Annotated in this window: 13 protein-coding genes; 4 read left to right on the forward strand and 9 right to left on the reverse strand. The window is 69.1% G+C overall.

Annotated features, from left to right (window positions below; translation table 11 throughout):
* Window positions 1-14 precede the first annotated feature (14 nt).
* From ABZ714_RS23600 to ABZ714_RS23615, 4 genes are all read right to left on the reverse strand, one after another.
* Window positions 15-362 carry a hypothetical protein gene (locus ABZ714_RS23600; protein ID WP_358827288.1) on the reverse strand — a complete coding sequence of 116 codons (348 nt, stop codon included), beginning with the start codon at window positions 360-362 and terminating at the stop codon, window positions 15-17.
* Window positions 363-711: 349 nt separating this feature from the next.
* A complete protein-coding gene (locus ABZ714_RS23605) occupies window positions 712-1,320 on the reverse strand; it encodes a hypothetical protein (RefSeq protein ID WP_358827289.1) in 609 nt (202 codons plus the stop codon).
* Between the two features lie 82 nt (window positions 1,321-1,402).
* Window positions 1,403-1,555, reverse strand: a complete 153-nt coding sequence (locus tag ABZ714_RS23610) for a helix-turn-helix domain-containing protein (protein WP_358827290.1) — start codon at window positions 1,553-1,555, stop codon at window positions 1,403-1,405.
* A gap of 23 nt (window positions 1,556-1,578) precedes the next feature.
* Window positions 1,579-2,148 (reverse strand): hypothetical protein, encoded by a 570-nt coding sequence (locus ABZ714_RS23615; RefSeq protein WP_358827291.1) that lies wholly within the window; start codon window positions 2,146-2,148, stop codon window positions 1,579-1,581.
* Between the two features lie 121 nt (window positions 2,149-2,269).
* Between ABZ714_RS23615 and ABZ714_RS23620 the strand changes: the two genes are divergently transcribed.
* The gene (locus ABZ714_RS23620; protein ID WP_358827292.1) at window positions 2,270-3,445 is read left to right on the forward strand and encodes a site-specific integrase; all 1,176 of its coding nucleotides are present in this window, start codon (window positions 2,270-2,272) and stop codon (window positions 3,443-3,445) included.
* A 200-nt stretch (window positions 3,446-3,645) separates the two neighbouring features.
* Here the strand turns inward: ABZ714_RS23620 and ABZ714_RS23625 are convergent, their stop codons facing one another.
* Entirely contained in the window at window positions 3,646-4,818 is a 1,173-nt protein-coding gene (locus ABZ714_RS23625) for an acyl-CoA dehydrogenase family protein (protein WP_358827293.1), read from the reverse strand.
* 159 nt (window positions 4,819-4,977) lie between these two features.
* Between ABZ714_RS23625 and ABZ714_RS23630 the strand changes: the two genes are divergently transcribed.
* Window positions 4,978-6,312, forward strand: coding sequence for a UDP-glucose/GDP-mannose dehydrogenase family protein (locus ABZ714_RS23630; RefSeq protein WP_358827294.1), 1,335 nt, complete (start codon window positions 4,978-4,980; stop codon window positions 6,310-6,312).
* 482 nt (window positions 6,313-6,794) lie between these two features.
* Here ABZ714_RS23630 and ABZ714_RS23635 read toward each other — a convergent pair whose 3' ends face one another.
* Entirely contained in the window at window positions 6,795-7,322 is a 528-nt protein-coding gene (locus ABZ714_RS23635) for a CGNR zinc finger domain-containing protein (protein WP_358827295.1), read from the reverse strand.
* Window positions 7,323-7,402: 80 nt separating this feature from the next.
* Between ABZ714_RS23635 and ABZ714_RS23640 the strand changes: the two genes are divergently transcribed.
* Window positions 7,403-7,759 (forward strand): VOC family protein, encoded by a 357-nt coding sequence (locus ABZ714_RS23640; RefSeq protein WP_358827296.1) that lies wholly within the window; start codon window positions 7,403-7,405, stop codon window positions 7,757-7,759.
* A 61-nt stretch (window positions 7,760-7,820) separates the two neighbouring features.
* Here the strand turns inward: ABZ714_RS23640 and ABZ714_RS23645 are convergent, their stop codons facing one another.
* The 3 genes from ABZ714_RS23645 to ABZ714_RS23655 are packed head-to-tail and all read right to left on the reverse strand — an operon-like array spanning window position 7,821 to window position 10,718.
* Entirely contained in the window at window positions 7,821-9,029 is a 1,209-nt protein-coding gene (locus ABZ714_RS23645; protein ID WP_358827297.1) for a dipeptidase, read from the reverse strand.
* Between the two features lie 22 nt (window positions 9,030-9,051).
* Complete coding sequence (gene purE / locus ABZ714_RS23650; protein WP_358827298.1) at window positions 9,052-9,582, reverse strand: 5-(carboxyamino)imidazole ribonucleotide mutase; 531 nt, start codon at window positions 9,580-9,582, stop codon at window positions 9,052-9,054.
* On the reverse strand, window positions 9,579-10,718 hold the full coding sequence (locus ABZ714_RS23655) for a 5-(carboxyamino)imidazole ribonucleotide synthase (protein ID WP_358827299.1): 1,140 nt from the start codon (window positions 10,716-10,718) through the stop codon (window positions 9,579-9,581). Before ABZ714_RS23655 ends, purE begins: the two co-directional genes overlap by 4 nt.
* Before the next feature lie 512 nt (window positions 10,719-11,230).
* Here ABZ714_RS23655 and ABZ714_RS23660 point away from each other — a divergent pair.
* Entirely contained in the window at window positions 11,231-11,881 is a 651-nt protein-coding gene (locus ABZ714_RS23660) for a GtrA family protein (RefSeq protein ID WP_358827300.1), read from the forward strand.
* Window positions 11,882-11,906: the final 25 nt, after the last annotated feature.

The raw sequence follows: 11,906 nt of genomic DNA on the forward strand, positions 1-11,906 counted from the left end.
ACAGGTACTCCAGTTCAGCGCTTGCGAACATCAAGGGACATGCGGGGCTCCGGCGACATCGGCTTGTAATTGCCTGCGCCCCTGAGCTGGGGGAACTCAGGCTCCTTCGCCGCCGCCCAGGGGGCCAGGACCCTCCCGATAGCTTCAACCGAGGGCGAGCCGTCATCCCCGACAAGCTTCGAAGAATCAAGGAAATCGGTGAACCCGTCCGGAAAGGTGATTCCATCCTTGGCGGCCTGGGTCCTGAGTTCAGCCGCGGCAAGCTTGGCGGCGTACTCCCGCTGGATCTCGGCCCGGATGGAATCAGCCGGTTCGGCTGGCACCAAGTCCGGGAACGGGGAATCGGTCGGGTGGTCGCTCACGGCGACACCTCCTAAAAATCTAACTTAAGACAGGAAGTAGAAGGAAGGGAATGGGCCGCTCTCAGGGCGGCCCTACCCCCTCACAAGAGGACAACGTAAGAGAAGACACTGCCCCCCTTACCCCCCACTGAGATCAAGACAGCAGGAAGTAAGGGAGGGAGTGTTTCTCTACGCTGTCCCTCTCACAGGGAGGTGTCCGCAGAGCCCCATGACGACTTGGGAACTGCCCGACCCGCTGGCCGTGCCAGAGGCACACCGCCGAGTGTGCATGGCCCCGGAGGATCACTCCTCCACTGTTCTGAATTATTGCGACACAGCAGAGAATCCTCCGGAAGCGGTCTCCGGCGCATCATGATCCGGCGACGTTGACCCGGCCCCACAGTTCCCGGTAACCCGATAGATCCTGCTCCTTCAGGCCGTCGAAGTCGTACACGAGGTTCCTATTGCGCCCCACCTGAATCCCCGCATACCTCAAACGCCGCGTACGAGCCCTGGCGGGCTTCTGGTGAGCCTCGCAGTACCTCCGAGGACGCCCCCGTTTCCGCGCCCCCTGCGAGGCGTGCAGAGGCTCACGGCAAGCAGTCCACCGGCACAAATCCGGAGGGTAGTTCCGGCGCTCCAGCGTAAAGCCGGTGCCGTGGTGCGCGCCGTCCCTCTCCGCTTCGGAGAGTAGAGAGAACAGTTCGGCGTAGCGGTCCGGCTCACATTCTCCGGGGCGCTGTTCCATGACGGATTGCACGTCCCGGTAACGCAACTCCGGATCGCAGGAAGGAAGCATCGCCATGATCGGGGTCCAACTCAAAGGGGTCATCCCGGTGTGTGCTGCCGCTATCCGATCGAACTCTGTTTCCGCCCGCTTCGGCCAGAACCCCGGCCACCCCTCGTCCGCCTCTTCCCCGGCTGCCTCCAGCAGCGCATCCGCCTGCCGCTCCCACTTGGCTCGCTTCGACTCGTCCAAGGGTGGGATTGTCTCGTCCACACAGCCCTCTCATCAAAGAAAAAGCCCCCGATTACCTCGGGGGCTCTGCCGGTCCTGCTGTTCAGTTCTGGTCGTCCAGCCACTCTTGCAAGTCGGCCGGTCGGCAGCGGAGCGATTGCCCTACCTTCCGGAACGGGATCTGCTCCGTCCTCCAGTTTCCGTACACCCACGATCGGGGCTTGTTCAGGTATTCGGCCACGTCGTCCACGGTCATCAGCCTGCCTGCCGCGATACTCCTCAACCCAGGTCCCGCGCTTCCTCTTCCAGTGCCTCGAAGTCGATTCCCTTGAGCGCTTCCGCCGCTTTATCAGTCAGCTCGCCCCCGGCCTTTCCTGCGAGCGTCGTGAGATAGCCGTCCCGGCGCGCTTGCTTCAAGTGACTCTTGATCGTTTCCGGACGTCGGCCGACGAGCTGCGCCAGCGTAGGCACCAGAGCCTGAGCCCCGCCGTCGGCCATGATCTTGTACGCGGTTGCCAGCACTGCCAGATAGGCAGCCGACACCCCGTCTCTTTCGAGCAACAGGCGGGCCATGGTGCCGAAGCCCCGAAACGTCCCCGCCAGGTCTTCCCCCTTCGCCATCGCTTCGGGTGCCTGCTCCTGCGCCTGCTTGATAGCGCCAGAAAGGTCCAGCCTCCGAAGCACGGTCGTGGAGATGCCACGGGCCACGTCCCGGGCGGGCGCACCATCCGCCGTCTCGATGGTGATGCGCTGCGGCCCTCCGGTGATGGGACCGGCCGGCCACCACAGGCGGACGGTCCACGCCCCCTGCTGCTGGGTGATCTCCAACCCACTCTCTCTGTCTTCCATACCCACAAGGTACCACGCAGGGTTGCCCACCCCGTGTTGACAACCCTGGGGTGCCAGTGGTCAAACTTGCGCCACAAGGCAGCGCACGGCGGCCCAGCAACGGCAAGGAAGACCAGGTCACATGGCAAAGGCATGGATAGCGCGCTCCACAGACGATCCGAAGAAGTGGACAACCTTCTGGTACGACCCGGACGGCAAGCAGAGACAGAAGTCGTTCGAGACGAAGACGCGCGCCGACGACTACCGGAAGAAGAAGGAGCGGGAGCTTGACGCCGGAACCTACTTGGACGACAGGCTTGGGAAGCAGCCGGTAACGGCGGTCTGGGAGCAGTGGACGAATCAAAGGAAGCTGGAGAACAGCACGAAGAAGCAGTACCGCTCGATCCAGATGACGACACTGGAACCGTTCTTCAAGGCCCGCACCATCGTGTCCCTGAAGGTGGCTGACATCGAGCGGTGGCTGTTGTGGATGGAGACGGAACGCAAGCTGTCAGCGCGGACCAGACGCCAGCGATTCTCCTTCTTCTCCGGGATGATGGAGTGGGCTGTCGTCAACGAGATCATCGGGCGCAACCCGTGCAAGAGGATCAAGCACGCGGGCAGTCGCGCCAAGGAGATACGCGAGCACAAGAGCACCGCCCGGCGGCTGACCACTCGGGAAGTCCTGGCGATGCTGAACGGGGCCCCACCCCGGTACAGGGCGATGCTTTGGCTCATGGCTGGCTGCGGACTCCGCATCGGTGAGGCCATGGCCGTCTCGCGGGACCAGATCGACTTCAAGGCCGAAGTGTTGCGCGTCGATTTTCAGATCGCGGAAGACGGCGAATCCGAGTCAGGCAAGAACAGCGCTCTACAGCGACGGCACATCAAGGCTCGTGACGAAGAGGAGCCGGGGCGGGTCGTGCCGCTACCGCCCAACGTGGCATTCGAGCTGCGGAGGCACATCAAGAATCACGGGGTGTGGGGGCCTGAACGGCTTCTCTTCCCCAATGTGACCCGGACCGGGTACGTGTACGCCTCGTACTTCTACCGGCAAATCTGGATGGTCGCCCTGTCCAAGGGCGAGGTGGCGTACTGCAAACCGCACTCAATGCGGCATTACTACGGATCGCGCCTGCTGTACGCGGGTGTCCCTGAGAACGACGTGGCCGACTGGATGGGCCACAGCAGCACTGACGTGTTGCGCGAGCACTACCACTACATCTTCGAGGGAGCCGAGCAGCGGGGACGTGCGGCCATCGCAACGATGCTGACACCGGGGGCGGACGACCCATCCGACAAGACAGAAGTGGCCTGAGCAAGCACGCACCAACGGCCCCCGGTGTCATGCCGGGGGCCGTGGTGTTTATGCAGCTCAGAGGCGGTTCCAGTCCCAATATCCGCCCAGGATTCCCCCAGCATGACGCCCAGGATCACCCCGAAAAGGGCTCGAACGGACCGGAACCCAAGCTGGTGTCCCTGACCGAGACACAGGGCCGCTGACCTGCGAAAACCCAGCTACGGCAGGTTCCTCGCCATGACGATCCGCTGGATCTGATTCGTGCCCTCATAAATCTGGGTGATCTTGGCGTCGCGCATCATCCGCTCCAGCGGGTAGTCGCGGGTGTAGCCGTAGCCGCCGAGGAGCTGGACCGCGTCCGTGGTGACCTCCATCGCGACGTCGGAGGCGAAGCACTTGGCCGCCGCGCCGAAGAAGGTGAGGTGTTCGCCCTGGGCGCCGGCGGAGACGCGTTCCGACCTGGCCGCCGCCGCGTAGGTGAGCTGGCGGGCCGCCTCCAGCTTCATCGCCATGTCGGCGAGCATGAACTGGACGCCCTGGAAGTCGCCGATCGGCTTGCCGAACTGCTTGCGCTCGCGGACATAGCCCTTGGCGTAGTCGAGCGCGCCCTGGGCGACGCCGAGGGCCTGGGCGGCGATGGTGATCCGGGTGTGGTCGAGGGTCTTCATCGCGGTGGCGAAGCCGGTGCCCTCGGCGCCGATCATGCGGTCGGCGGGGATGCGGACGTTGTCGAGGTAGACCTCGCGGGTCGGGGAGCCCTTGATGCCGAGCTTCTTCTCCGGGGCGCCGAAGGTGACGCCCTCGTCGGACTTCTCGACCACGAACGCGGAGATGCCCCTGGAGCGCTGCTCCGGGTCGGTGACGGCCATGACCGTGTAGTACTCGGAGACGCCCGCGTTGGTGATCCAGCGCTTCACACCGTTGAGCACCCAGTGGTCGCCGTCGCGGACCGCGCGGGTCTTCATCCCGGCCGCGTCGGAGCCCGCGTCCGGCTCGGAGAGGCAGTACGAGAACATCGCGTCGCCCTTGGCCAGCGGGCCCAGGTACTTCGCCTTCAGCTCCTCCGAGCCGGAGAGCATCACCGGGAGCGAGCCGAGCTTGTTGACGGCGGGGATCAGGGACGAGGAGGCGCAGACCCGGGCGACCTCCTCGATCACGATCACCGTGGCGAGCGCGTCGGCGCCCGCGCCGCCGTAGCTCTCGGGGACGTGGACGGCGTGCAGATCATTGGCGACCAGCGCGTCCAGCGCCTCCTGCGGGAAGCGGGCCTGCTCGTCGACGTCGGCGGCGAACGGGGCGATCTTCGCCTCGGCCAGGGAGCGGACGGCGTCGCGGAGCATGTCGTGCTCATCGGACGGGCGGTACAGGTCGAAATCAGCCGATCCGGCCACGTTCTCTCACTCCCCAATGATGTTCACTACCGTTAAGTAACTCATGGTAGGACCGCCGCCCCCGCAGGCATAGGTGACCTGCGCGACAGGTGGCGAACGGCCGCCCCGGCCGCGCGGTTATGCTCGGGCCGTCCGCCCGGATAGGTATTTGGAGTACGCATGGCCCTGAAGATCACCGTGATCGGTACCGGCTATCTCGGTGCCACGCACGCCGCGGCCATGGCCGAGCTGGGCTTCGAGGTGCTCGGGCTCGATGTCGTACCCGAGAAGATCGCGACCCTGGCCGCCGGGCGCGTACCGATGTACGAGCCCGGCCTCGAAGAGCTGCTGGCCCGGCACGTCGCCGGGATCGAGGGCTCCACCGGGCGGCTGCGGTTCACCACCTCCTACGAGGAGGCCGGGGCCTTCGGCGACGTCCACTTCGTCTGTGTGAACACTCCGCAGAAGTACGGCGAGTACGCCTGCGACATGAGCTACGTGGACGCCGCTTTCGGGTCCCTCGCCCCGCATCTGAACCGGTCGGCGCTGGTCGTCGGCAAGTCGACCGTGCCCGTCGGCAGCGCCGAGCGGCTCGGCGGACTGCTGCGCGAACTCGCGCCCGGCGATGTCGAGCTGGCCTGGAACCCCGAGTTCCTGCGGGAGGGCTTCGCCGTCCAGGACACCCTCCACCCCGACCGGATCGTGGTCGGGGTGGAGAGCGAGCGGGCCGAGAAGCTGCTCCGCGAGGTGTACGCCACGCCCGTCGCCGAAGGCTCGCCCTTCGTCGTCACCGACTTCCCCACCGCCGAACTCGTGAAGACCGCGGCGAACTCCTTCCTCGCCACGAAGATCTCCTTCATCAACGCCATGGCGGAGGTCTGCGAGGCCGCGGGCGGCGACGTCGCCCGGCTGGCGGAGGCCATCGGGCACGACGACCGGATCGGGAAGAAGTTCCTGCGCGCCGGGGTCGGCTTCGGCGGCGGCTGTCTGCCGAAGGACATCCGCGCCTTCATGGCCCGCGCCGGTGAGCTGGGCGCCGACCAGGCCCTGACCTTCCTGCGCGAAGTCGACTCGATCAACATGCGGCGCCGGACCCACATGGTCGAGCTGGCCCGGGAGACCGTCGGCGGATCCTTCCTCGGCAAGCGGGTCGCGGTCCTGGGCGCCACGTTCAAGCCCGACTCGGACGACGTACGGGACTCCCCCGCGCTCAACGTCGCCGGGCAGATCCATCTCCAGGGCGGCCAGGTCACGGTCTACGACCCCAAGGGCATGACCAACGCGCGGGCCGTCTTCCCCACCCTGGGGTACGCGGACTCCGCGCTCGACGCGGTCCGGGGCGCGGATGCCGTCCTCCACCTCACGGAGTGGGCCGAGTTCCGCGAGCTGGACCCCGCGGCGCTCGGCGAGGCCGTGAGCAGCCGAACCCTCCTCGACGGCCGCAACGCCCTCGACCCGGCGGTCTGGCGCGACGCGGGCTGGACGTACCGGGCGATGGGCCGCCCGACGGCTTAGCGCCGGGCTTTCAGGGGTGCGGCGCGCCCGGCCCGGGCGGGGTTGCCGGGCCCCCTAGCGCCTCGGCCCTCCGGGTTGCCGCCCCAAACTACCCGGATCCCGCCCGGCGACCTGATCTCGTTCGCGGTCTGCGGACCGTGCGTGGCTGGTCGCGCAGTTCCGCCCCCTATGCCTTCGGCAATGGGGGGACCCCCAGCGCCTTGGCCCTCCGGGTTGCCGCCCAAACCCGGGTCTCGCCCGGCGACCTGATGTCGTCGGCGGCCTGCGGCCCGCCTGTGGCTGTTCGCGCAGTTCCCCGCGCCCCTAAGGGCTCTCCCTCGCGCCGAGCCTGGAAGGGGACCCGGCCTCGGTAACAGGGGCCGCCACTTCCCAAGGGCGGGCGGGAAGGCAGCCAGGGGCTCGGGGAACTGCGAGACAAGCCACAGGCGGCGCGCGGGCGCCCGGCGAGCGGACCCAGGCGGGCCTCGCGGGCTCCGGGATCGCTACGCGGGACGCGTTCGCGCGCGGTAGGTGCGCATTTTCGCGCGGGCGCCGCAGACCGACATGGAGCACCAGCGGCCGCGGGACGCCGGGCTGCGGTCGTAGTAGGCCCAGTGGCAGGTCTCCGCCTCGCAGCACTTCAGGCGGTGCCAGACCCCCGCGAGCAGCGCTTCGGTGATCGCGGCGGCCACCCGGGCGGTCAGGGCGGGAGCGCCGGGGGCCGTGGGGGACGGGGCGAGGGTCGCGCCGCCGTCGGGGGCGATCGTGATGGTGAGCGGCGCGGCGGTGAGGAGCCGGCCCAGTTCCGGGGGGCGCGGGCCGGTGGCGGGGTGGTGGCCCGCGTGGGCCAGCAGTGTCGCGCGCAGGGCTTCGCGGAGTTCCCGGGCTCCGGGGGTGTCGGCCGGGGTGAGGCCGAAGCGGGTCCGGTTCTCCTCCGTGTCCAGCGCGTCCGTGCCGGATTCCACGTCGAGTGTGTTCACCAGCGCTTCGATCAGCGCCAGTCCGCCGGGCGCGGGCTCCTTCTCCTCCATGGTTGCGACGTTACCTCCATGGGGGCAGTATGAGGTCACCGTTACCCATAGGACCGGCTAGTCGGTAACCCAGGAGAGTCATGAGTATCGCCACCGTCCAGATGGTCACCATCGACTGCCCCGACCCCGTCGCGCTCGGCCGCTTCTATCAGAAGGTCCTCGGGGGCGAGTTGGACACCGGGGAGGAGGGCTGGGCGGTGCTGCAGCCGGTGGACGGGCCTCGGCTGGGGTTCCAGGGCGTGGCCGGGCACACCGCGCCGACCTGGCCCGAGGGGCCCGTACCGCAGCAGTCGCATCTCGATCTGACCGTCGCGGACCTGGAGGCCGCCGAGAAGGAGGTCCTGGCGCTGGGCGCGACTCTGCTGGAGGCCCGGCCGGAACACGGCTGGCGGGTCTACGCGGACCCGGTCGGGCACACCTTCTGTCTCGGCCTCTGAAACGGCGGAGGGCGCGCGGTCCGATGACCGCGCGCCCCCGGCGTGACGAGAAAGGACCGCGTCAGACGGCGTCGAGTCCGGTGATCGTCGCGTTCGACGGGCCCCGCCGGGACTGTTCGTCGCGGGCGACCGCCTCCGCGTCCCGGAGTACTCGTACCGCGTTCGACCAGGTCAGCTTGGCGATATCGGCGGTGGACCAGCGCCGGTCCAGCAGTTCGGCGATCAGGTCGGGGTAGCCGGAGACGTCGTCGAGCCCGGCCGGGGTGAAGGCCGTGCCGTCGTAGTCGCCGCCGATGCCGATGTGGTCGACGCCCGCGGTCTCCCGCATGTGGTCGAGGTGGTCGGCGACGGTGGCCGTCGTGGCGACCGGGCGCGGGTGGGCCGTCTCGAAGGCGGCGTGCAGCCGCATCGCCTCGGGCGAGGTGTCGAGGTGGTGCAGGCCGTGGGCGCGCAGGTTCTCGTCCGCCGCGGCCGTCCAGTCGACCGCCGCCTGGAGCACGAACTTGGGGACGAAGGTCACCATCGCCACGCCCCCGTTGCCGGGGAGGCGTTCCAGTACGTCGTCGGGGACGTTCCGCGGATGGTCGCAGACGGCCCGGGCGGAGGAGTGGGAGAAGATCACCGGCGCGGTGGAGGTGTCCAGCGCGTCCCGCATGGTCGCCGGGGCGACATGGGAGAGGTCGACCAGCATCCCGCAGCGGTTCATCTCCCGGACGACCTCCCGGCCGAAGGCGGTGAGCCCGTCGTGCCGGGGGGTGTCGGTGGCCGAGTCCGCCCAGTCGTTGTTGTCGTTGTGGGTGAGGGTCATATAGCGGACCCCCAGCCGGTGGAGGCTGCGCAGGGTGCCCAGCGAGTTGTTGATCGAGTGGCCGCCCTCGGCGCCCATCAGGGACGCGATCCGGCCCTCGGCCCTGGCCTTCTCCAGCGTGTCGGCGCCGTCCGCGGGGGCCAGGTCGGCCGGGTAGCGGGCGATCAGCTGCCGTACGGCGTCGATCTGCTCCAGGGTGGCGCTGACGGCCTCGTCCCCGGTGAGGGACGACGGCACGTAGACGGACCAGAACTGGCCGCCGACGCCCCCGGCCCGCAGCCGGGGGATGTCGGTGTGCAGTTCCCCGGACCGGTCGGCGGAGACGTCGTACCGGTCGAGGTCGTAGCGGGCCCGTTCGCGCAGGGCCCAGGGCAGGTCGTTGTGGCCGTCGACGACGGGATGGGCGGCGAGGATCTCCCGCGCCCGGTCCCGCCGCTCGGCGGCGGAGGTTTCGGTTGCCATGGCCGTTCTCCTGCCCGCGGGGTTACTTGCCGAAGCCGAAGGAGTCCTGGCCGCCGGTCTTGGCCCGGAGCCGCTTGCCCTTCTCGGTGGCCTGCTGGTTCAGCTCGGTCTGGAAGTCCCGCATCCGGGCCAGCAGCTCCGGGCTGTGGGCGGCGAGGATCCGGGCGGCGAGCAGTCCGGCGTTGCGGGCGCCGGCCACGGAGACCGTGGCGACGGGGACGCCCGCGGGCATCTGCACGATGGAGAGCAGGGAGTCCATCCCGTCCAGGTACTTCAGCGGTACGGGGACGCCGATGACGGGCAGCGGGGTGACGGAGGCCAGCATGCCGGGGAGGTGGGCGGCTCCCCCGGCGCCCGCGACGATGACCTTGAGGCCGCGGGCGTCGGCGCCCTCGCCGTAGGCGATCATCTCGTGCGGCATCCGGTGCGCGGAGACCACGTCGACCTCGTACGGCACCTCGAACTCGGTCAGGGCCTGGGCCGCGGCCTCCATCACGGGCCAGTCGGAGTCCGAGCCCATCACGATGCCAACCAGCGGGGTGGTGCTGCTCATTCGGTGATCGTTCCTCTGAGGTAGTCGGCGGCGTGGCGGGCGCGCTCGCGGACCTCCGCGAGGTCGTCGCCGTAGGTGTTGACGTGCCCCACCTTCCGGCCGGGCTTGACGTCCTTGCCGTACATATGGATCTTGAGCCGCGGGTCGCGGGCCATGCAGTGCAGATACGCCTGGTACATGTCCGGGTAGTCGCCGCCCAGCACATTGCACATCACGGTCCACGGCGCGCGGGGCCGGGGGTCGCCGAGCGGCAGGTCGAGCACGGCCCGGACGTGGTTGGCGAACTGCGAGGTGACGGCGCCGTCCTGGGTCCAGTGGCCGGAGTTGTGCGGGCGCATCGCCAGCTCGTTGACGAGGACCCGGCCGTCGGCGGTCTCGAACAGCTCGACCGCGAGATGTCCCACGACGCCCAGTTCGGCCGCGATCCGCAGGGCCAGCCGCTGGGCCTCGCCCGCCAGCTCCTCGCCGAGGCCGGGCGCGGGGGCGACGACCGTGTCGCAGACGCCGTCGACCTGGGTGGACTCCACGACGGGGTAGGCGACGGCCTGTCCGTGCGGGGAGCGGACGACATTGGCCGCCAGCTCGCGGACGAAGTCGACCTTCTCCTCGGCGAGTACCGGGACCCCGGCGGCGAACGGCGCGGCGGCCTCCCGCTCGTCGTCGACGACCCAGACGCCCTTGCCGTCGTAGCCGCCGCGGACCGTCTTGAGGACGACGGGGTAGCCGCCGCCCTCGGCCGCGAAGGCCGTCACATCGGCCGGGTCCGCGACCACCCGGTTACGGGGGCACGGGACGCCCAGCTCACCGAGGCGGGCCCGCATCACCCCCTTGTCCTGGGCGTGGACGAGCGCGTCCGGCCCCGGCCGGACGGGGATACCGTCCGCCTCCAGGGCGCGCAGATGCTCGATCGGGACATGCTCGTGATCGAAGGTGATCACATCGCAGCCGCGGGCGAACTCGCGGAGGGTGGCCAGATCGCGATGGTCGCCTATCACGACATCGCTCACGACCTGAGCCGCCGAGTCCTGCGGAGTGTCACTGAGGAGCTTGAAACGGATGCCGAGGGGGATGCCCGCCTCGTGGGTCATTCGGGCGAGCTGACCGCCACCGACCATGCCGACTACCGGGAACGTCACCCTCACAGGGTATCGGGGGCGGCGCCGGGGCGGACGGCGGTGTACGAGGGGCGGGCGGGCGGGGCCGTACGGAGCCCCGGACGGCGGCCGGGCCGGGGGCGGGACCGGACCGGCCGGGGGCGGAGCCGGCGGGGGTACGGCCCGGCGGCCACCGGCCGCTCCGGTGACCGTGGGTGACGGAGACGGCGGCGGTACGGCTCCGGCGGCTCGGGCGGCGGACGTCCGCCGGGGCCGGTTCGGACCGGTTCGGGCCGTGTGCGGGGTCGATCTTCGGCCGGATTTTCGATCTTCGGTACAGATCGGTCAGGGTTCCGGAAAAAGCCAAGGAATTCGATCACCTTTGATCGTTATGTGTCTTATTTACGCCACTCGCCGACCTGTTCTGTATCTTCTTGCCCACGGTCGGGTTCGTCGCCGGTGTACTCATCGGCGAGGTCCCCGGGCGCGCGGGCCGACCGCTGGTTAGCATGATTGAAATGACGCTGTCAACGAGACGGGACTGAACTCTCACTATGGGTGAACGAGGCGGAGCGTTGCGCGGACAGCTCGACCAACTGTTGCGCGAAGTCGCCAAGTTCGGGGCGGTCGGGGGCGTCGGAGTCCTCGTCAACCTCGCGGTCTTCAACCTCGTCCGGGCGACCACCGAGATCCCGGTGGTCCGGGCGTCGATCATCGCCACGGCCGTCGCCATCGGCTGCAACTACCTGGGCTTCCGGTACTTCACCTACCGCGACCGCGAGAAGACCGGGCGTACCCGGGAGATGTCGCTCTTCCTGCTCTTCAGCGTGATCGGCCTGGTGATCGAGAACGGGATCCTCTACACCGCGACCTACGGCTTCGACTGGGACAGCCCGCTGCAGAGCAACTTCTTCAAGTTCTTCGGCATCGGCGTCGCGACGCTCTTCCGGTTCTGGTCCTACCGCACCTGGGTCTTCCCCGGCCAGCCGGAGACGGCGGCCGGGCCGGTATCCACCGTCGTGGCGTCCGGGACGGGCGGCGTGGGCGCGGCGGGCGCGGCCGGGGACACCGGGGAGCCGGGAGGCGTACGGCCCCCGGAGGAGCCCGTGGCGGAGCCTGTGGGGGTCGTACTCCCCGGGCACCAGGGCGTACGGTCCGCGTCGGCCGCCCGGCCGTCGGCGGACCGGCTGACACCGAGGCGCTGACGGCGCGGCCCGGCGGCGCGGTCGG

The organism is Streptomyces sp. NPDC006798 (genome assembly GCF_040635975.1).
Classification (GTDB): Bacteria; Actinomycetota; Actinomycetes; order Streptomycetales; family Streptomycetaceae; genus Streptomyces.